General features: G+C 71.1%; 11 protein-coding genes and 6 pseudogenes. 5 read left to right on the top strand and 12 right to left on the bottom strand.

Features of this window, described 5'->3' with window-relative positions; all coding sequences use genetic code 11:
- The first annotated feature begins 244 nt into the window (after positions 1-244).
- Both ACFVV1_RS37070 and ACFVV1_RS37065 read left to right on the top strand, forming a co-directional pair.
- Positions 245-1,411: an exonuclease SbcCD subunit D gene (locus ACFVV1_RS37070; RefSeq protein WP_389998921.1), complete on the top strand. Its 1,167-nt coding sequence runs from the start codon at positions 245-247 to the stop codon at positions 1,409-1,411.
- Positions 1,408-4,644, top strand: coding sequence for an AAA family ATPase (locus ACFVV1_RS37065; RefSeq protein ID WP_389998918.1), 3,237 nt, complete (start codon positions 1,408-1,410; stop codon positions 4,642-4,644). The genes ACFVV1_RS37070 and ACFVV1_RS37065 overlap by 4 nt, the downstream gene beginning before the upstream one ends.
- Here ACFVV1_RS37065 and ACFVV1_RS37060 read toward each other — a convergent pair.
- Positions 4,634-4,762 (bottom strand): annotated as a pseudogene (locus ACFVV1_RS37060) (Lrp/AsnC family transcriptional regulator); the annotation flags it as partial. The gene ACFVV1_RS37065 and the pseudogene ACFVV1_RS37060 overlap by 11 nt on opposite strands.
- Here ACFVV1_RS37060 and ACFVV1_RS37055 point away from each other — a divergent pair.
- Positions 4,749-5,078: pseudogene (locus ACFVV1_RS37055) on the top strand (rhodanese-like domain-containing protein); the annotation flags it as partial. The pseudogenes ACFVV1_RS37060 and ACFVV1_RS37055 sit on opposite strands and share 14 nt — an antisense overlap.
- Before the next feature lie 100 nt (positions 5,079-5,178).
- Here the strand turns inward: ACFVV1_RS37055 and ACFVV1_RS37050 are convergent.
- A complete protein-coding gene (locus ACFVV1_RS37050; RefSeq protein ID WP_389998915.1) occupies positions 5,179-6,864 on the bottom strand; it encodes a DUF885 domain-containing protein in 1,686 nt (561 codons plus the stop codon).
- A gap of 73 nt (positions 6,865-6,937) precedes the next feature.
- On the bottom strand, positions 6,938-7,435 hold the full coding sequence (locus tag ACFVV1_RS37045; RefSeq protein WP_389998912.1) for an Lrp/AsnC family transcriptional regulator: 498 nt from the start codon (positions 7,433-7,435) through the stop codon (positions 6,938-6,940).
- A 59-nt stretch (positions 7,436-7,494) separates the two neighbouring features.
- Between ACFVV1_RS37045 and ACFVV1_RS37040 the strand changes: the two genes are divergently transcribed.
- Positions 7,495-8,787, top strand: coding sequence for a trans-sulfuration enzyme family protein (locus ACFVV1_RS37040; protein ID WP_389998909.1), 1,293 nt, complete (start codon positions 7,495-7,497; stop codon positions 8,785-8,787).
- On the opposite strand, the gene ACFVV1_RS37035 is transcribed toward ACFVV1_RS37040, so the two are convergent.
- From ACFVV1_RS37035 to ACFVV1_RS37015, 5 genes and pseudogenes are all read right to left on the bottom strand, one after another.
- A complete protein-coding gene (locus ACFVV1_RS37035; protein WP_389998906.1) occupies positions 8,723-10,216 on the bottom strand; it encodes a GNAT family N-acetyltransferase in 1,494 nt (497 codons plus the stop codon). The genes ACFVV1_RS37040 and ACFVV1_RS37035 overlap by 65 nt on opposite strands.
- Positions 10,217-10,571: 355 nt before the next feature.
- On the bottom strand, positions 10,572-12,206 hold the full coding sequence (locus ACFVV1_RS37030; protein WP_389999046.1) for a DUF6493 family protein: 1,635 nt from the start codon (positions 12,204-12,206) through the stop codon (positions 10,572-10,574).
- A gap of 12 nt (positions 12,207-12,218) precedes the next feature.
- Positions 12,219-12,458: pseudogene (locus ACFVV1_RS37025) on the bottom strand (SWIM zinc finger family protein); the annotation flags it as partial.
- Between the two features lie 73 nt (positions 12,459-12,531).
- Positions 12,532-14,112 (bottom strand): alkaline phosphatase D family protein, encoded by a 1,581-nt coding sequence (locus tag ACFVV1_RS37020; RefSeq protein WP_389998903.1) that lies wholly within the window; start codon positions 14,110-14,112, stop codon positions 12,532-12,534.
- A gap of 92 nt (positions 14,113-14,204) precedes the next feature.
- Positions 14,205-15,698 (bottom strand): PLP-dependent aminotransferase family protein, encoded by a 1,494-nt coding sequence (locus tag ACFVV1_RS37015; RefSeq protein WP_389998900.1) that lies wholly within the window; start codon positions 15,696-15,698, stop codon positions 14,205-14,207.
- A gap of 47 nt (positions 15,699-15,745) precedes the next feature.
- On the opposite strand from ACFVV1_RS37015, the pseudogene ACFVV1_RS37010 reads away from it, so the two are divergent.
- Positions 15,746-16,594, top strand: a pseudogene (locus ACFVV1_RS37010) (DMT family transporter); the annotation flags it as partial.
- Positions 16,595-16,651: 57 nt separating this feature from the next.
- Here the strand turns inward: ACFVV1_RS37010 and ACFVV1_RS37005 are convergent.
- The 4 genes and pseudogenes from ACFVV1_RS37005 to ACFVV1_RS36990 form a co-directional block, all read right to left on the bottom strand.
- Positions 16,652-17,260, bottom strand: a pseudogene (locus ACFVV1_RS37005) (alpha/beta fold hydrolase); the annotation flags it as partial.
- A 65-nt stretch (positions 17,261-17,325) separates the two neighbouring features.
- Positions 17,326-18,783 carry an IS607 family element RNA-guided endonuclease TnpB gene (gene tnpB, locus ACFVV1_RS37000; RefSeq protein WP_389998897.1) on the bottom strand — a complete coding sequence of 486 codons (1,458 nt, stop codon included), beginning with the start codon at positions 18,781-18,783 and terminating at the stop codon, positions 17,326-17,328.
- Positions 18,780-19,379: an IS607 family transposase gene (locus ACFVV1_RS36995; protein WP_389999043.1), complete on the bottom strand. Its 600-nt coding sequence runs from the start codon at positions 19,377-19,379 to the stop codon at positions 18,780-18,782. Before ACFVV1_RS36995 ends, tnpB begins: the two co-directional genes overlap by 4 nt.
- A 99-nt stretch (positions 19,380-19,478) precedes the next feature.
- Positions 19,479-19,862: pseudogene (locus tag ACFVV1_RS36990) on the bottom strand (transposase); the annotation flags it as partial.
- Between the last annotated feature and the right edge of the window lie 160 nt (positions 19,863-20,022).

Genomic DNA, 20,022 nt, shown 5'->3' with positions numbered 1-20,022 from the left:
AGTAGCGCCATCGCGGGCGGGGTTTCACTCTTGGAAGTTTCGCGCTGGTTTTGCCACTCGACGATCCAGATCACCGCTGACATCTATGGCCATCTCACCCCGGACGCCGGTGGCAAACTGAGGTCCGTGATGGATCAGCTGCTGACCGGCGCTAGCGTAGTTCGTGATGGTGGCGGGGCCGGTGCTGGTTCGGTGCTGGTTCTGGGAGCGGAGTGAGGGGCAACGTGCAGGTCGGAGCGTCACATTGAGGATTCTGCACACATCGGACTGGCACCTGGGGCGGTCGTTCCACCGGGTCTCCCTGCTCGAAGCCCAGGCCGCCTACCTGGACCACCTGGTGGCCACGGTGCGGGCACACGAGGTGGACGTGGTCCTCGTCGCGGGTGACGTGTACGACAGAGCCGTTCCGCCGCTCTCCGCCGTCGAGCTCTTCGACGACGTGCTGCACCGGCTCGCCGCCGCCGGTGCGCCCACCGTGATGATCTCCGGAAACCACGACTCGGCGCGCAGGCTGGGTGTCGGCGCGGGCCTGATCGAGCGGGCCGGAATCCATCTGCGTACCCACCCCGCCCACTGCGCCACCCCCGTCGTCCTGCGCGACGCACACGGCGACGTGGCGTTCTACGGGCTGCCCTATCTGGAACCCGCCCTGGTGAAGGACATCTTCAAGGCGGAGCGTGCCGGGCACGAGGCGGTGCTGACCGCAGCCATGGACCGGGTGCGCACCGACCTCGCGAGCCGCCCCGGCACCACCCGGTCCGTGGTGCTCGCGCATGCCTTCGTCGCGGGCGGCGAGCCCAGCGACAGCGAACGCGACATCACCGTCGGCGGGGTGGCCGCCGTACCCGCCGGAGTCTTCGACGGCGTCGACTACGTGGCGCTCGGGCATCTGCACGGCTGCCAGACCGTCACCGAACGGGTCCGCTACTCGGGCTCGCCGCTCGCGTACTCCTTCTCCGAGGCCGCCCACCGCAAGACGATGTGGCTGATCGACCTCGACGCCTCGGGCGCGATCGCCGCCGAACGCATCGACTGCCCGGTGCCCCGTCCGCTCGCCAGACTCCGCGGCCGCCTCGACATCCTCGTCGACGACCCCGCGCTGGAGCGGCACCGGAACTCCTGGGTGGAGGCCACGCTCACCGACCCGGTGCGTCCGGTCGAGCCGATGGCCCGCCTCGTCGAGCGGTTCCCGCACACCCTCAGTCTCGTGTTCGAACCCGACCGGGCCCCCGACGACCCGCTCGCCTCGTACGCACAGCGCCTCCAGGGGCGCGACGACCAGCAGATCGCGGAGGACTTCGTGGCACATGTGCGGGGCGGGACGTCGGCGGACGAGCAGGAGCGCACCGTGCTGCGCGGCGCCTTCGACCACGTACGGGTCGACGACGGTGTGCGCGAGGTGAACCGTTGAGACTCCACAGGCTCAGCCTCACCGCCTTCGGGCCGTTCGGCGCCACCCAGGACATCGACTTCGACGCACTCTCCTCGGCCGGGCTCTTCCTGCTCCACGGGCCGACCGGTGCCGGGAAGACCTCGGTCCTCGACGCGGTCTGCTACGGCCTGTACGGCGCGGTGCCCGGCGCCCGCCAGAGCCCCGGCACGTCGCTGCGCAGCGACCACGCCCCGGCCGGCCTCCCCACCGAGGTCACGCTCGAACTGACCGTCGGCGGCCGACGCCTCGAAGTCACCCGGTGCCCCGCACAGCCCCGCCCCAAGAAGAAGGGCAACGGCTTCACCACGGAGAAGGCCCAGAGCAGGCTGCGGGAGTACGACCCCGACGACGGCTGGCAGCCCCTGAGCCGCTCGCACCAGGAGATCGGCGAGGAGATCACCCAGCTCATCGGGATGAGCCGGGACCAGTTCTGCCAGGTGGTCCTCCTGCCCCAGGGCGACTTCGCACGTTTCCTGCGCGCGGATGCCGAGGCGCGCGGCAAACTGCTCGGCAGGCTCTTCGACACCCGCCGTTTCGCCGCCGTCGAGGAGCGCCTCGCCGAACTGCGCCGTACCGCCGAAGCACAGGTCAGGGCCGGGGACGAACGGATCCTCGCGATCGCCCAGCGGATCGCCCAGGCCGCCGGACCCGCCGCGCGTGAATCGCCGCTGCCCGGCATCCAGCCCGGCGAACCGGGGCTCGCCGACGGCGTGCTGGAGTGGGCCGCGGCGGCCCGCAGCAACGCCCGGGAACGGCTCGACATCGCTGCGTCCGTACTGGCCATGGCCGAAGGCCGGCAGTCCGCCGCCCGCCTGGCCCTCGACAGCGAACGCGAACGTGCCGCGCTCCAGCAGCGGTACGAGGAGACGCAGCGCCGCGCAGACGCACTCGAAGCCGGCCGTCCCGACCACGACCGGCACCGTGAACGGCTCGCGCGGGCCCGCAAGGCCGACCTCGTCGCTCCCGCACTGGAGCTGCGTGACGAGGCCGAGCGCGCGTACCGCACGGCCCGCGAGGCCCGCGACGATGCCCGGGCACTGCTGCCCGACACCCTGGCCGACGCCGGTGCCGAACAACTGGCGGAACTGGAACGGAGACTCCGCCAGGAACTCGGCGGCCTCGACGCCGCGCAGCGCGCCGAGCGGCGCAGTGTGCAGATCGACGCCGAGCGGGCCGGGCTGGAGCGCGAGGCCCGGGCCGACGACGAGCTGATCCACGAGGCCGAGGGCCGGCTGGCCGACTGGGAAGCCACCCGTTACGAGTTGCGGGCCCGCATCGAGGAGGCCCAGGAGGCCGCGACCCGCGCCGAACAGCTCGCCGGCCGACTGGAGCCGGCCCGCGCACGGCTGGAAGCGGCCCGCCGCCGTGACGCGCTCGCCATCCAGGCGTCGGCCGCCGCCGAGCGGCTGGCCGAGGCCCGTGAGCGGACCTCGGGCGCCCACGAGACGTGGCTGGAGCTTCGCGAACGACGGCTCCGCGACATCGCCGCGGAACTGGCCGCCGAGCTGGTGGACGGCGAGGACTGCAAGGTGTGCGGCTCCGCCGACCACCCCAGGCCCGCACGCGCCGGCGACGGCCATGTCGACCGGGCCACCGAGGAGCGGGCTCTCGACGCGTACCGGCGGGCCGAGGAGGCGCGCACGGAGGCGGACCGGGAGCTCGGGGTCGTACGCGAGAAGCACCTGGCGGCCCGCGCCGCCGCCGCACAGCCGATGGTGCCGCAGCCGAGGGACGGCGCCGCTGCCACCGACCCGGGTGCGTCCGGGCGGGGGGCCGGGGGCGTTGCGGTCGAGTCGGCCGTGTCCGCGTCGGTGGCTGGAGGCGTTGCTTCCGGGTCGGCACCGGCCGCGTCGGGCGCCGGGGCCGAGGTGGTTGCGACCGATGCGGCCCACGGCGAGCGGCCCCTTCGGGTTTCCGCGGACGAGCCCGTCGCCGATCCCACCGTCGCCGAACTCGCGGCGCTCGTCGAGGGGCTGACGCGCAGACATGCCGAGGCGCACCGGACCGCCGCCGGCACGCACGCGGCGCGCGAGACATTCGCCGTGGCCGAGCGGGAACACGCCGAGTGTCTCGAGAGCCGGCAACTGGCCGAGCGCCGGACCGCGGCCCGTACCTCCCTACGGGAAGGCCTGGACCGTGAACAGGCCACGCTGGAAGCAGAGTTGGCGGTCGCCCGCGGGGAGTCCGGCAGCGTCGCCGAGCACGCCGAGCTGCTGGAGCGCCGGGTCGGTCTGCTCGCCGCGGCCGCCGCGGCGGTGCGCGAGGAGGAGTCGGCCGCACAGCGCCGCAAGGAGTCCGACGGCCGACTCGCGGACGCCGCGTTCCGGGCCGGGTTCGACACCCCGCAGGCCGCGTCCGCGGTTCTCCTCACCGACGCCGAACAGCGCGGACTGCAGCGCCTGATCGACGCCTGGCAGTCCGAGGCGGCGGCCGTCGCCGACCGTCTCGCCGAGACCGCGACCCGAGCCGCCGCCGACGGCCCGCCCGCCGCGGTGGACGCCGCGCAGGCCGCGTACGACACGGCCGAACGGTTGCTGCGGGACGCCTCCGCGGCACTGGCAGCCGCACGCGAGCGCTGCGCCGAGCTGGGCAGGCTGTCGCGCAGCGCCACGGACGAGGTGCGCAGGCTCGGGCCGCTGCGTGAGGAGTACGACCGGGTGGCACGGCTGGCCGGGCTCACCGCGGGTACCTCTGCGGACAACGAACGCAAGATGCGGCTGGAGTCCTACGTGCTCGCCGCCCGGCTCGAACAGGTCGCCGCCGCGGCCACCGCACGGCTGCAGCGCATGTCGTCCGGCCGTTACACGCTGGTCCACTCCGATGCCCGCACCGGAGGCCGCCGATCGGGCCTCGGTCTGCACGTCGTCGACGCCTGGACCGGACGCGAACGCGACACGGCGACGCTCTCGGGCGGAGAGACGTTCTTCGCCTCGCTCGCCCTCGCGCTCGGCCTCGCCGATGTCGTCACCGACGAGGCCGGCGGCGTACGACTGGACACCCTCTTCATCGACGAGGGCTTCGGCAGCCTGGACGACCAGACCCTCGACGAGGTGCTCGACGTACTGGACTCGCTGCGCGAACGGGACCGCAGCGTCGGCATCGTCAGCCATGTCGCCGACCTGCGCCGCCGCATCCCCGCACAGCTCGAAGTGGTGAAGGAGCGACACGGATCGGCGGTACGGCACCGCACCGCGGGCGAGGTCAGCGGCTGATGGCGCGCCGGGGTAGCGGCGAGGAGTAGACGACGCTCGTGGTGACGGAGCCGAGGGCGCCGATCTTCCCCGAGAGCGCCTCCAGATGACGCATCGAGCGGGCGGTGACCTTCAGTACGCGCTCCACCGAATCCTGGGACCAGGGGCACGTCCCCGGCGCGGTCCATCTGCCGACCGCCCTCATCCCCGAACAGGCCCGCAACCTCCTCGACCCGGCCGTCCCCGTGGTCACGTACTGCTGGGGCCCCGGCTGCAACGGTGCAACACGCGCCGCGCTCGCCCTCGCCGAACTCGGCTACCAGGTCAAGGAGATGCTCGGCGGCTTCGAGTACTGGGTGCGTGAGGGCTTCGCGTTCGAGACCTGGCAGGGGCGCGAACGGCGCGACGCCGACCCGCTCACCGCACCGGTCGACTCCGACGACTGCGGCTGCTGACCGGCCGCGCCGGACGCGTGCCCCCTCTCTGCCGCCCCTGCCGGGGTGTTCCGCGAGTGGTGCGGAGGACCGGGGGCGACGGGAGGGGGCGAGAGGCAGATCAGAGCTTGGACAGCTCGTCCACGAGATCGTCGAGACCGAGCGGCCCCTGCGACAGCGCGGCCATGTGCCAGGCCTTGGCGTCGAACGCGTCGCCGTGCGCCTTGCGGGCGTTCTCCCGGCCGAGCAGCCAGGCACGTTCGCCCAGCTTGTAGCCGATCGCCTGCCCCGGCATCGAGAGATAGCGCGTGAGCTCGCTCTCCACGAAGTCGGCCGGACGGCCGCTGTGGTTGCCGAAGAACTCCTGGGCCAGGTCCGGGGTCCACCGCTCGCCGGGGTGGAACGGGGAGTCCGCCGGAATCTCCATCTCCGCGTGCATGCCGATGTCCACGATCACCCGGCAGGCCCGCATCATCTGCGCGTCCAGATAGCCGAGGCGGCGCTCGGCGTCCGGCAGGAAGCCCAGCTCGTCCATGAGCCGCTCCGCGTACAGCGCCCAGCCCTCGGCATTGGCGCTGACCTCGCCGATCGACGCCTGGTAGCGCGAGAGGCTGTCGGCGACATGCGTCCACTGGGCGATCTGCAGATGGTGGCCGGGCACGCCCTCGTGGTACCAGGTGGAGACCAGGTCGTACACCGGGAAACGGGTCTCGCCCATGGTGGGCAGCCAGGTGCGGCCGGGGCGGGAGAAGTCCTCGGACGGGCCCGTGTAGTACGGGGCAGCGGCGCCGCCGGGCGGGGCGATGCGGGACTCCACCTTCCGTACCCGCTCGGCGAGTTCGAAGTGCGTACCGTCGAGCGCCTCGATCGCCTCGTCCATCAGACTCTGCAGCCAGGCCTGGACCTCGTCGACCCCCTCGATGTGCTTGCCGTGCACGTCGAGATGGGCCAGCGCTTCCCAGGGACCGGCGCCGGGCAGGATCTTCTCGGCCTCGGTCCTCATCTCGGCGAGCAGCCGGTGGTACTCGGACCAGCCGTACGCGTACGCCTCGTCGAGGTCGAGATCGGTGCCGTTGAAGTAGCGCGACCAGCGCGCGTACCGCTTACGGCCCACCGTGTCCGGCGCGCCCTCGATCGCGGGGGCGTACACATCGCGCATCCAGTCGCGCAGCGCCACGACCGACTCCGTGGCCCGGCGGGCGCCGTCGTCCAGATCGGCGCGCAGGGACGCCGGGCCGGCGGCCGCGAAGTCATGGAAGAAACCCCTCCCGCCGTCGCCGGCCCACTCGTCGAGCTGGCCGATGAAGGTGGCGGTGGCGCGCGGGCCGCCGTACAGCTTGCGCTCCAGGCCGAGCGCGAGCGACTCGCGGTAGCCCTCCAGTGCGGCGGGAACCGCGCGCAGCCGGTCCACGACCGCCGCCCAGTCCTCGTCGGTCTCGGTCGGTGTCACCGTGAACACCTCACGGATGCTGTGCGGTGGGGAGGAGAGGTTGGAGACGGTGCGCAGTTTCTCGTCGGCCTCATGGACGGCGAGTTCCGCCGTGAGACGCTCGCGCAGAAGGCGGCCGCAACGGCGCTCGGCATCGCTGTCCGCGCCGGGCAGCTGTTCGGCGGCGTCGAGCTTCGCCAGGGTGGTACGGGCGAGTTCGGCGAGGGCTTCCTGCCCCGCGGGGGAGAAGTCGGGAAGGTGGCGCGAGCTCTCCGCGACACCCAGGTAGGTGCCGGCGATCGGGTCGAGCTCGATGAATGCGTCGACGTAGGCGTCGGCGACCTGGCGGGGCAGCGCGCTGCTGGGAATATCTGACATGCGGCCATCCTCGTACGTCGGGGGCCTGCGCGTCACCATTATTCGGCCTCGGTGGCCCGCCGGGCGTGCGTTCTCAGCCGCCCGTCCCGGGCCGTCCGGCGGCGGGTGGCAGCAGGGGTCCGCACTCCCACTGCTGGAAGATCAGCCGGGTCTCGACCCGTGCCACTTCACGGCGTGAGGTGAATTCGTCCAGCACCAGGCGTTGCAGATCCGCGGTGCCGGTGACCGCGACGTGGACCAGATAGTCGTCGGGCCCGGTCAGATGGAAGAGCGCGCGGGACTCGGGCAGCGTCCTGATGCGTTCGACGAACGGGCCGATGAGCTCTCTGCGGTGCGGACGGACCTGTACGGAGAGCAGCGCCTCCAGACCGCGGCCGAGCTTCGCCGGGTCCAGACGCAGTTGGTGGCCGAGTATGACGCCGGAGCGGCGCAGCCTGGCCACCCGGTCCAGGCAGGTCGACGGCGCGACGCCGACCTCGGCGGCCAGTTCGCGGTAGGTGGTCCGGGCATCGTTCTGCAGCAGCCGCAGAATGTGCAGATCCACCGGGTCGAGAACGACTGAATCGGCCATCTGCCGAACGTAACACGGGACACCTTCATGATCACCCGGCGTTTGTTCAGAGTGCCGTCATGGACACCGAAGCCTCGATGGCGCCCTCGACGACAACCCGGTCCAGGGCGCTGGCCACCGAAGCCGTGCACGCGGGCCGCGACGATCTCGCGGCGCTCGGCCTGCACGCCCCGCCGATCGATCTGTCCACCACCTACCCCTCGTACGACTCCAGGGGCGAGGCCGAGCGGATCGACACCTTCGCCGCCACCGGCGCGAGACTTGAAGGGCCGCCTGTCTACGCACGACTGGACAACCCGACTACGGCCCGTTTCGAGACGGCCCTCGCCCGGCTCGAAGGAGCGGAGAGCGCGGTGTCGTTCGCCAGCGGAATGGCGGCGCTCACCGCCGTCCTGCTGGTCCGGGCCAGTATGGGACTGCGCCATGTGGTCGCCGTCCGCCCGCTCTACGGCTGCAGCGATCACCTGCTCGGCGCCGGTCTGCTGGGCACCGAAGTGACCTGGACCGACCCGGCGGGCATTGCGGAGGCGCTCCGTCCGGACACGGGTCTGGTGATGGTGGAGACGCCCGCCAACCCGACGCTCGCCGAGGTCGACATCCGGGCGATCGCGCACTCCTGCGGTTCCGTGCCGCTGCTCGTCGACAACACGTTCGCCACACCCGTGCTCCAGCGTCCCGTCGAGCACGGCGCGCGGATCGTGCTGCACAGCGCCACCAAGTACCTCGGCGGGCACGGCGATGTGATGGGCGGGGTCGTCGCCTGTGACGAGGAGTTCGCGGCCCGCCTGCGGCAGGTCCGCTTCGCCACCGGCGGAGTGCTGCATCCGATGGCCGGGTACCTGCTGCTGCGCGGGCTCGCCACGCTCCCGGTGCGGGTACGGGCGGCTTCCGCGAGCGCCGCCGAACTGTCCCGTCGGCTGACGGCCGATCCGCGCGTCGCCCGGGTCCACTACCCGAAGCTGGGCGGGGCGATGGTCTCGTTCGAGGTGTACGGGGATCCGCACCGGGTGATTTCGGCCGTACGGCTCGTCACGCCCGCGGTCAGCCTCGGCAGTGTGGACACCCTGATCCAGCATCCGGCCTCCATCAGCCACCGCATTGTGGATGAGGGAGACCGGCAGGCGTCCGGCGTCGGGGACCGGCTGCTGCGGATGTCGGTCGGTCTGGAGGACGTCGAGGATCTGTGGGCCGACCTGTGTCAGGCGCTGAGCTCACAGGAGCCGGGCGGCCTCAAGGAGAGCGGTCCGCACGGCGTCGGCCGGCAGGGCCTCGGTCTTCAGGGGGGTGTCAGCGGCCGGCCTGCTCGTACGGAGGCAGTGAACGGACGGGAGTCGCATCCAGCCGGGCGGTAATGACCAGCGTGCCCTCCTCGATCTGGTAGTCCAGCGGGAGGGACAGCGCACGCATGGCCGCGACCATGCCGGTGTTGGACGACTGGGTGACGGCGTAGACGCTCTCGCAGCCTGCCTCGATGGCGAGCGCCACCAGGCGGCCGAGGAGTTCGGAGCCGATCCCGCGACGCTGCCACTCGTCCTCGACGAGGAGGGCGACCTCGGTCTCGTCACCGTCCCACAGGAGGTGGCCGAGGGCGACCAGCCGGCCCGAGGCCGTCTGCCCCGCCAGGGTGCGGCCGAAGCGTGGACTCAGCAGGTGGTCCAGGTAACGGTCGGCGTCACGGACCGGGCCGTGGTAGCGCAGCCGCAGCGTCTGCTCGGAGCAGCGGTCGTGCATGGCGAGGGCGGCTCCGAGGTCGCTGCGGTCCGCGCGGCGCACGGTGATCTCGTTGCCCTCGGGGAGCGTGAGGACGTGCTCGCTGCGCGGGACGCGGGGGCCGAGCCGGGCGTCCAGCTCCACCAGGGCGCGGGCCCGGGCGAACTCGGTCGGGGTGAACGGAAGATAGGGCCGCTCGATGGTGATGGCGCCTCCTGACGGGTCGCGCAGCCGCATCACCGTCTCCTCCAGCACACCCTCCACAGGGGCGGTCTCACCCGTTGCGCGGCCGGTGATCGAGACGGCGGGCAGCGAGTGGATCGTGCAGCGGCCGAGCAGCTGACGCAGGGCGAGGGGGAGTTCGGCCGCATCCAGGGCCGTACGCGTGGCGAGACCCAGGATGCGTGTCGGGGCGTCCACCAGGTCGTGCTCGTCCGCCCGCTCGATCCAGGTCGAGCCGCCCCCCGCTGCGGAGATCGCCCGGTTCAGCTGCTGCGCCTGGAGCGGGGCGGGGGCGCGCAGCAGGAACTCGTCGACCGTGCCCTGTGGCAGCGGGTGCGTCTGCAGGGTGAGGATGTCGACCCGGTGCCGGGCGAGCGTGCTGCACAGCGCGGCCAGACTGCCCGGGACGTCCCGAACGGTCGTACGCATCCGCCACAGCACCGTGCCCTCGGGGGAGGGGCCCGGGCCCATGGCGGCGGGAGCGGTCACGAGCGCGGTCGCGGCGGTGTGGCTGTCGTGGCCGCTATGGTTGTTGTTGTTGTTGGTGTTGCTGTTGGTGTTGTCGGACGGGGCTGTGCTGTCGGTACTGCCGGTATCGGTGATGAGGTCGGTACCGGTCGGCGGCGGGGCGTGGCTGTGGCGCCGTGCCCACCAGGTGTGGAACGCGGCTGTCACAGCCAGGGCCACGGCCGAGGCGATCAGGAGATACGGTCCGTCCGGCTGGTGCCCGATCAGGTTGGCGATCGCGTCGGCCACCGCGACGGCGGTGAACAGCGCGGCCAGTTCGGTCACGTCCCGCCGCCAGTGGTGGGAGCGGCGGGCAGTCTTGGCGGAGGTCGCATCAGTCATGCCTTCACTGTGACTGAGCGGTGTTGCCTGATCACGAACGCTTTGTGACTGATGGGTTAAGCGTGGATCTAGTCCCCTATCATCTATTTTGGCCGATTGATGTCTTGATCGATTGCGGTTCGGAGCAGTACGGCCGGCCCTCGAGCCCGGGCTGTGAGCCGGCGGTACGGCAGCTCCTGACCAGGCCGGGTAGCTCCTGTCCGGGCCCGGCGGGTGGGCCCGGCGGGCCCGGACAGGAGCCCTCGGGCCGGACGACGCCGCGCCGCCCGGACGCCGCCCGGACGCTGTCGCCCGGCCCGGGCGGAACCCATCGGCCTACAGGTCGCTGCCGGATACGCCACGATGTCCTGGGCCGTCACCTCGGCCCCGGACCCTGCTCCCAGGCCGTCCTCAGACGCACCGCTTGACGTACCAGCTGTGACGATCCGCCGCGCGCGGCCGTTTCGGCGAGCCCGGATATCGGCTCGGCACCCACCGGACCACAGTGCTCCACGCATTCGGCGGTCACGGAGAGCAGATCACTCAGCCCGCGAGGCCCCTTCTTGTGCGCCAGGAGCCCGGGCAGCACCCCCGTCAGCACGGAGAGCACCGTCCGGTACGCGCCGGTGGCAGCAGCCGTACGGGCGGAGTCCGCGAGCCGATTGGGTTTCACCAGGTTGTGTTCGAGGAGGATCGCCAACTCCCTGCCCAGCAACGCCGCGTCCAGCCGGTGCTGGGCCGCGAGTGTCAGTAGCGCGTCCACTGCCGACAGCCGGTCCTCCGGATACCGGGCTCCCATCGCGTACGCCACGGCCAGGTGGATGGCCTCGCCGGCCGGCCCGCCGAGTTCGACGAGCGTGGTCAGCGGCTCGGCCGTGCCCCGGATCTCGTCGATCGCACAGGTCGCGAGGTTCGGCAGCAGCCATGCGGCCAGTGTCTCGCCGTCCTCCGGCAGCGTGGCGGTCCAGGGCCACGGGCTCTCGCCCCAGTGACAGCAGAGCCGATGCGGGACGCGCGGATGGCCCAGCCAGTGGAAGGAACGAGGGAACTCCTGCTGGATGAAAGGGCGTTCCTCGGTGGCCACCAGGACACGCCGTGTCCAGTCGGTCGGTTGCTGCGCCCAGCCGCCGGACGAGGACCTTTGCCTCTCCAGATCGAACCGGTACACGGGCGCGACAGGCTCGTCGGCCCGCAGCCAGGCGGCCAGCAGGTCACCTTCCGGGGTGCCGAGCAGGCCGGCCGCTGCCGTTGCCTCGTGCTGACCGTCGCGTCGTACGCGCAGCAGGGCCTGGGCGAAATCGGCCTCTCCGGGCCGGATCCCGAGCTGTTTGTACGCATGCAGTCGATCGACGAGCACGGCCGGGTCGAGCGAGCCGGTGTGCCATGTCGGGACGGCCAACAGGAACGGCACGCCGCCGCTCAGCACGGCGTCGGCGGCCTCCCACAGCCGGGCCTTCATCACCCCGTCGAGCGCGGCATGGACGCAGGTCCCGGTGCCGGTCCAGGCGGCACGCCCGTCCTGCACGGCCCGAACAGGAACCCGTCCGAGCAGGACGGCCACGACGAGCTCGATGCCCGCGTCCGAGGTGAGCCACCGCTGGACGTAGGGCAGTTGGCCGTCGTCGAGCCACCACTGACCCGCCAGCGCCTCACGCAGCGCGTCGGCCAACGCCGACCGGTCGGTGCGGGCATGGCGGACCAGCCCGTCCAACGCCCGCTCGAAGGAGGTGATCTCCTGCGATGCGGACCTTGCAAGGACCGCCACCTCCTCGACGAGCTCGGGCAGCGTCGCCGGTACCGATTCCAGACGCCGCAGCGCCGGAGCGGGCGGCAGCAACTCCTCGTACGGCTCCGACGCCGACTGCTGGTCCGGCAGGTCGCCGAACACCTCGGCCGCCGTCGTACGGTGCACCGGACTCAACAGCGCGGCGGACAGGGAAAGTTCCTTCCGCACCGCGTCACCGACGGCGGGCAGGTGCCGGGCCACCAGTTTGAGTGCCCGCTCCTGAATGCCGATGTCCTCGTCCAGCGACGCGGGCAGGGTGCGCTGGTAGTAGCGCGCGGATGCCACGTCCGCCACGGCCAGCAGGCCGCGGGCAGCGATCCTCGGCGATGTGAGAAATCCGGAGAAAAACCGGGGGTGCGACTCGGTGCCCCGCGGTGTGAGGCCACCGGAAGTCTCCAGGCCGAGGTTCTGCCCGGCCTGCGAGAACTCCCGGGCGGACGGGCGTGAGTAGGCCAATGCCAGCACGGATCGGGTCATGCAACAACGGTAGAACCCAGCACTGACAATCGGCCCCGGACCGCCGCCCGGGGCCTTGGCGCAGCAGGCCGGTTCACTGTCCTACGCGGCCCGGCTGCAGCACCTTGCTGAACAGGACCGAGCCACCCTGCGCCCGCAGCCGCACGGTCAACTCGCCGCTGTGGCCGTCGATGTCGACCTCGCCGAAGAACTGCGGAGTCTCCATCGGCGACACGTTCGCGCGGTCGGGCGCCCGCACGAAGACCCGGTCGGGACCGAATGTCGCGTCGAGTGCGTTGGCCGGGAACTGACCGGCGGCCAGAGGGCCCGACACGAACTCCCAGAACGGGGCGAAATCCTTGAACGCCGCACGCTCGGGCTCGTAGTGCTGCGCCGATGTGTAGTGCACATCGGCCGTCAGCCAGACGGTGCCGGTGATCTTTCGGTGCTTGATGTACCGGAGCAGTTCCGCGATCTGGAGCTCACGGCCGAGCGGCGCTCCGGGATCGCCCTGCGCGACCGCCTCGAAGTCTGTCGCACCGTCCGTGACCACCAGCCCCAGCGGCATGTCCGCGGCAATCACCTTCCACACCGCGCGGGACCGCGACAGCTCGTGCTTCAGCCAGCCGAGCTGCTCGGCGCCGAGGATGCCGGTGGTGTCGTCGGGCTGCCGGCCGGGGGAGTTGGCGTTGCGGAAGGACCGCATGTCGAGAACGAACACATCGAGCAGCGGACCGTGCCGCACCACGCGGTGCATCCGGCCCTCGCCGACCGAGGCACGCAGCGTGGACACCGGGAAGTACTCGCGGAACGCCCGCATCGAACGGGCTGCCAGCACGTCGACGTTCTTCTCTGTGTAGCGGGAGTCGTCGAGGATCTGCCCCGGGTACCAGTTGTTGCGCACCTCGTGGTCGTCCCACTGAACGATCGAAGGCACCTGTGCGTTGAACCGGCGAACATTCTCGTCGAGGAGGTTGTAACGGAAGTTCCCGCGGTACTCGGCAAGGGTCTCCGCGACCTTCGCCTTCTCCTCGGTGGTGATGTTGCGCCAGACCCGCCCGTCGGGCAGGTTCACGCTGGGCTCGATCACCCCGTCCGCGTAGATGTTGTCGCCGCTGCAGAGAAAGAAGTCCGGGTCGAGGCGGCGCATCTCGTCGTACACCACGTAGCCGCCGATGTCCGGGTTGATGCCCCAGCCCTGGCCCGCGATGTCGCCGGACCACAGGAAACGCACCCCGTCCCGGCGCCGGGCGGGCGCGGTACGGAAGGTTCCGTACACCGGTTCGCCGGTGCGGCGGGGGTCCTCGGGGGCCGCGAGTGTGACCCGGTAGTGCACCTGCTCACCCGGCGGCAGCCCGTAGAGCGGTGTCGTCCCGGTGAAGTCGGTGCCGGAACCGAGCAGCGGACCGTGCCAGGTGCGGGCCCGCCGGAAGGACTCCGTCGCCGACGTCTCCACGACCATCCGTGCCGGGCGGTCCGAACGAACCCACACCAGCGCCGAGGACGAGGTGACATCGCCCACCTGCACGCCCCATGCGGCGCGCGGCCGCCCCGACAGAGCGAAGGCGGGGGCTGCGGCACCCACCACGGGGAGCGTGAGCGCGGCCGATGCGGCGAGCGAACCGCGCAGCACACCACGGCGGTCGAGGGACGGAATACACGGACGGTACGACATCGAGGCGCCTCCGGGCAGTGGTCAGCGGACGAAGCGGGGTGGCTGGTCGGCCGACCCCACCCTTGTGCCCGTCGGCAGCGCGCACACCAACCTCAGATGAACACCCGGCTCCGGCTCTCACCGATGTCCGGTCCTTTCGCATCCCGCTGAGCCGCCGCCAGCAACCGCACCCCTTCGGCGATATCCCGGGGAGGCAGATGCGCGTAGCCGAGCACCAGGTTCACCGTTCGGTCCGCTGAGGGCTTGGTGCCGAAGTCGGTCAGTGGCCGCAGGGCCACTCCGGCCTCGTCCGCGCGCGCCATGAACACCGGCTCGGGGCCGTACCGTTCCGGCAGTCGGGCGATGATGTGCAGACCGGCGGCGATCCCGCTCACCTCGGTGCCGGGGAAGTGCTCCGCCAACGCCGCGGTCATCGTGTCCCGGCGCTCACGGTAGGCGCGCTGGCAGCGGCGCAACTGCCGGTCGTAGCCGCCGCGCCCGATGAAGTCGGCGAGGACCGCCTGGTCGACGGCCGGATTGCCCAGATCCATCGTGCGTTTGCGCGCGACGATCTCGTCGGTCATCGTCGCCGGTGCGACCAGCCAGCCCAGCCGCAGCCCTGGGGCCAGCGATTTGCTCACCGAACCGGTGTACGCGACATGTTCCGGGTCGAGACCCTGCAGCGAGCCGACGGGCGCGCGGTCATATCGGAAGTCGCCGTCGTAGTCGTCCTCCACGATCAGCCCGTCCGTGGTGCGTGCCCAGTCCAGGAGCCTGCCCCGCCGGGCGGCGGAGTAGGCGATTCCGGTGGGGAACTGGTGTGCCGGAGTGGTCACGACCGCGCGGACACCTGAGCGTCCGAGAGCCTCGGCGGCCAGTCCCTCGCCGTCGAGCGGCAGCCCGGTCGTGGTGATGCCGGCCGATGCGAAGAGCGCGGCATGCTCGGGGCTGCCGGGATCCTCGACGCCGACGGTCCGTACTCCCCGCCCGTGCAGAACGAACCCGAGCAGGGTCATCGCCTGCGCCACGCCGGAGCACACCACCAGGCGCTCCGGATCGGCGACCACTCCCCGGCGCCTGGTCAGCAGGGCGGCCACGGCTTCGCGCAGTTCGGGCAGCCCACGCGGATCGGGATAGCCGAGTGTGCTGTGCGGCAGCCGGTCGAGCACCGAACGGTGGGTGGCGGTCCACGCGCTGCGCGGAAACAGTGACAGATCCGGTGTACCGGGACGGAAGTCCACACGTGCGCCCGGCGCGCGCGGAGCGCGATCGCGCGCCCTCGGGGTGGCGGCCCGAACGGTCCCGCTCACCCATGTGCCCGCACCCCGTCCGCTGCGCAGGTACCCCTCCGCGGTGAGCTGTCCGTACGCCTCGGTGACCAGTCCCCGCGACACCCGCAGATCGGCGGCGAGCGCACGGCTGGACGGCAGTCTCGTACCCGGAACCAGACTGCCGGAGCGGACGGCTTCGCGCAGTGCCGACTGGAGCGCGCGACCGCGCCGACGTGCCGGGGCGGCGGGAGCCGGAAGCAGCAACTCCCAGGCAGCGGAGCCGAACTCCCCGGTCTCCACACGGTCCGATGGTGGATTGGTCCTTGAAGGCGTCATGAAAGTGGACCTTAAACCGGACCACAGGGCTGCCTAGCGTCGACTCCATGAACGTCACTTCTCTGCGCGGGGCGCTCCTCGCAGCCTTCGCCTGCATGCTCGTGGGCGCCTCCTTCACCGCCAACAGCATCCTCGGCCACTACCCGTACGCGGGCGGCCAGGCACTGCGGTACGGCCTTGCGGCGCTGTTGCTCCTGCCCCTCGTGGCCCGCGACGGACAGTCCCGCCCGGCTGCCGGGCTGCGTGCTCTCACCCTGCGCGAGTGGGGACGGCTCGCGTTGCTGGCAGCCGTGGGCATGGTCGGCTTCAATCTGGCTGTCCTCGGGGCGGAACGCTCCGCGGAACCCGCCGTTCCAGGAGTGTTCGTCGGCTGCGCTCCGATCCTCGTCGCCGTTCTCGTGCCGCTGCTGGACGGGCGTCGGCCGACGCGAACGGTCCTGTACGCGGCCGCGCTCGTAGCCGCCGGAGCGTTTACCGTCCAGGGATGGGGCCGTACGGACCTGGCGGGCATCCTCTGTTCGGTCGGCGCGCTGGCGGGCGAGGTCGGCTTCGCCGTCCTCGCCGTACCGGTGCTGCGCCCCCTGGGGCCGAAGCTGCTGTCCGCCACGGTCTGCGGCATCGCCGCCGCGGAGTCCGTGCTGCTCGGTGTACTGCTCGACGGCGGGGGCGTTCTGCGGACGCCGACACCTGGCGAGGCCATGGCGCTGCTCTGGCAGGCGGCCGTGGTCACCGTCGTCGGTTTCGTCTGCTGGTACATGGGCATGCAGCGCATCGGCGCCGAACGCGCCACGCTCTTCTCCGGCCTGATCCCGGTCTCCGCCGCGCTGAGCGCACCGCTCGTCGGCACCGGTTCGTACGGCATCCCGCAGGCCGGCGGCAGCCTTCTGGTCGGTCTGGGCGTGGCGCTGGGTTCCGGATTACTTGCGGGGCGCGACGTGGCGCCGGGCGCCGATTCAACGACTGGTGCCGAGGATGACGCGCGCCACGACGGCCGGATCGTCGTTCATCGGAACATGGCCGCAACCGGGCAGCCGCACCAGCCGGGTACCGGGGATGGTGTGCTTGGCCCTGATTCCCTGACGGCGCAGCAACAGCCGGTCGCGGCTGCCCCAGGCGACGGTCACGGGCAGCCTCGGCACATCGTCGGTGAACGCGACACTCCGCCCGACGGCAAGCGTCTGGTGGAAACCGGTCGCCTCGCGCAGGGCGACGGTCTCCGCGACAACGGCACCGGGTGAACGGCGGCCCGGCCGGGCGTAGATGGTGCTGGTCAGGGCCGCCCGTCCGGCCGCGCTGCGCGAGAGCCGTTCGATCACCGGCATCGGCATCGACAGTGCGCTCTGCCGCATCGCGCGCAGTGTCCCGAACGCATAGCGACGCTCACCCTCCGTCCAGAAGCCGGCGGGCGACAGCGCCGTCACCGATCGCACGAGATTCTCCCGGTCCAGCTCCAGCGCCAGCAGACCACCGAGCGAATTGCCTGCCACGTGGGGACGGTCCAGGCCGAGCTGCGCGCGGAACGCACCGAGCACCGGGACCACACTCGCCAGGTCGCACGGAACCGTTGTTTTGATCATCAAGTGATTTCAGCAATCCCGGCGTTTCCGCCGGAATGGTCCGTAACGGGTCACCAGGGCGTGAGTTGTGCTCTGGTGGCTTGTTGACGGTCTCCCGTTTCCTTCCCGGCCCGGGGGCTGGGGATTGTGCCGCCTGCCCGCCCCGTCCCGGCGTTGCGGCGCGGGCGGGTGCTGCGGGTCTTGCGGTCGGCTCCACGGGGTTTCGACTCCGCCTTGGCGGGGTCCAGGTCTCCGGCCACTCCGGTACCTGTTGTGCGGGCCGCGAGGGCGACCAGGTTGTGTCCGGCGTTTGCGTCCCGGTCGATGACGAGTCCGCAGTTGTCGCACTCGAAGACGCGCATGCTGAGGGGCAGCTTGGCTTTCACCGCACCGCAGCGCGAGCAGGTCTTCGAGGAGGGGAACCAGCGGCCGGCAACGACGAGTCGCGTGCCGTGCCGACGGGTCTTGTAGGTGAGCTGGCGTCGGATCTCGCCGAACGCGGCATCCGCGACCCGGCGGGACAGGCGCCGGTTTCGGCCCATTCCGGCCACATTGAGGTCTTCGATGACGATCGTGCCGTACTCGGAGGCGAGGCGGGTCGTCATCTTGTGGAGGGTGTCCTCGCGGAGGTTCGCGACCCGGTGGTGCACCTTGTTCCGCGCCCGGTTCGCCTGCTCCCAGCGCTTCGATGCCTGCCGACCGGTGCGCCGGTCGGGGCCCTGGCGGCGCGAGACGACACGACTGGCGCGGCGCAGCTGCTTCTGCGCGCGGTCGAGGTGGCGTGGGTTGGGTTCCGTAGCCAGGACACCGTCGCTGTCCGCGAGGACGGCGAGGGTCTTGATGCCGAGGTCGACACCGACCGACGCGTCCGGACGGGCGACCTTCACCAGCTGATGCTTCTCCTCGACCTGCAACGACACGAACCAGCGGCCCCGGTCCAGACGCACCGTCGCGGACAGGATCCGCATGTTTCCCGCGTCGGCGAGGGCGCGCAGGTCCGCCCGGTGTTCATGGAGGCGGATGGTGCCGATCCTGGGCAGGGTGATGTGCCTGCCGTCAGGTTCGATACGGATCGTTCCGGTGGTGAACCGGCAGGTCAGGGACGCTTTCCGCTTCGACTTGAAGCGGGGGATGCCCATCCTCGGGCCCTTGCGCTTACCGCTCTTCGACTTCGCGTAGTTGTCGAACGCCGCCGACGCGCCTGCCAGGCCGGTGTTGTACGCCTCTTTGGAGTTCTCCTCCCACCAGTCGGCGAAACGTGGGTTGGTGCGTTTGTCCTCGTTGAACGCCTTGCGCAGCGAGGGCAGCGACCACGACCGCCATGGGGTCAGCTCGTCCTCGCAGATGCCGTAGGACTGCTCGGCCTTGCGCTGCCACCACGCGGCGGTGATGTACGCGACCGCCCAGTTGTACGCTGCCCTCGCGGCACCTGCGTGCGAGTGCAGGTGGCGGCCGGCCGTGGCGTTCGGGTCCAGCGCGAGCTTGTACGCGAGGACGGTGAAACCGGGCCGGGACTTGAACTTCTTCATCCGGCCACCTCGGGGCCGGTGGCAACGGCGACTGCCTGGGCGGCGCGGTTCTTCGCCAAGCGCCGGCCGTACAGGCGTGCGCACATCGAGGTCAGGACCTCGGTGATATCCCGTACGAGATCGTCGGCGGTCTGGCCCGGGTCAAGGACGAGCAGGCGCCGCCCCGAGGCCGAGAGGGCGGCCTCCAGGTGCTCGACGCCGAACGGGGCGAGGCGGTCACGGTGCTCGACCACGATCGTCCCCACACCCGGGTCGGCGAGCAGCCGGTGCAGCTTGCGACGGCGCCCGTTCAAGCCGGAGCCGACCTCCGTCACCACGTCAGCGACCGCGAGACCCTGGGACGTTGCGCCTTGAACGGTCCGGGCGACCTGGCGCTCCAGGTCCGCTTTCTGGTCACCGGACGAGACACGGCAGTACGCCACGACCCGTCCCGCAGCCTGCGGGACGGACTCGGTCACGAGCCATGTACCCGACGGCGTCTGGACAACCGGGACCGGCATACGGCCCTCCTTCGCCCAGGTCCACGCGGTCTGGTAATGCACGCCGTTACGCGCCGCCCACTCGGAAAGCTTTACAACATCAGGATATTCACCCAGGATGACCGATATCCGCTGAAAGAAATGGGAACTGTTGTTCACCCCCTCGGGCAGTGCCGGGGAGGTACCGAAACCGGGAAGGTCCACGGCTGTCACGTCCCGTTCCGCAGCCAGGACGGACAGCACCGGATACCAGGCCTGACAGTGGTGACCAATGCCGTGGAGCAGCAGCAACGGCTCACCGGAGTCCACGCTGACCATGCTCCAGTCGATTCGCTCCAACGCGTCGGCGTCGGTCAGGACGGCCTGGTAGATGCCTTCCCACGTGCCGTCCGCCGACCAACGGCGGTGGCGCTCGTAGACCGTTTTCCATTTGCCGAACCGCTCGGGCAGGTCCCGCCACGGGACGCCTGTACGTATCCGGAACAGGATCCCGTTGATCACCTTGCGGTGATTAATCCAACGCCCGCCGCGGCAGCCGGACTTCGGGAGCCGCGGCGCCAGTCGTACCCACTCATCGTTTGTCAGATCGCCCCGCCCCACAAGCGAAATAGTGCTCCAGGAACGGGGCGTTCACATGATCCGCCGGACAGGGCCTAGACGCAATGCCGGTGATTTAGGTCTTCTTCCGGGAGGTCGGGGCTGGTTTGGTGGGTCCGACGAGGGTGATGACTGGGGTGTCCAGCCTGGGCTGGTTGTTGTG

The sequence above is a fragment of the Streptomyces sp. NPDC058092 genome (assembly GCF_042884935.1).
Taxonomy (GTDB): Bacteria; Actinomycetota; Actinomycetes; order Streptomycetales; family Streptomycetaceae; genus Streptomyces.
The sequence above is the reverse complement of the archived record's forward strand: the minus strand, read 5'-3'. Positions and strand labels throughout refer to the sequence as shown.

Bases quoted from the DNA above. Each gene is read 5' to 3' on its own strand.
- ACFVV1_RS37050 (WP_389998915.1), bottom strand. From the start codon at position 6,864: ATGTCAGATATTCCCAGCAGCGCGCTGCCCCGCCAGGTCGCCGACGCC.
- ACFVV1_RS37045 (WP_389998912.1), bottom strand. From the start codon at position 7,435: ATGGCCGATTCAGTCGTTCTCGACCCGGTGGATCTGCACATTCTGCGG.
- ACFVV1_RS37040 (WP_389998909.1), top strand. From the start codon at position 7,495: ATGGACACCGAAGCCTCGATGGCGCCCTCGACGACAACCCGGTCCAGG.
- ACFVV1_RS37035 (WP_389998906.1), bottom strand. From the start codon at position 10,216: ATGACTGATGCGACCTCCGCCAAGACTGCCCGCCGCTCCCACCACTGG.
- ACFVV1_RS37020 (WP_389998903.1), bottom strand. From the start codon at position 14,112: ATGTCGTACCGTCCGTGTATTCCGTCCCTCGACCGCCGTGGTGTGCTG.
- ACFVV1_RS37015 (WP_389998900.1), bottom strand. From the start codon at position 15,698: ATGACGCCTTCAAGGACCAATCCACCATCGGACCGTGTGGAGACCGGG.
- tnpB (WP_389998897.1), bottom strand. From the start codon at position 18,783: ATGAAGAAGTTCAAGTCCCGGCCCGGTTTCACCGTCCTCGCGTACAAG.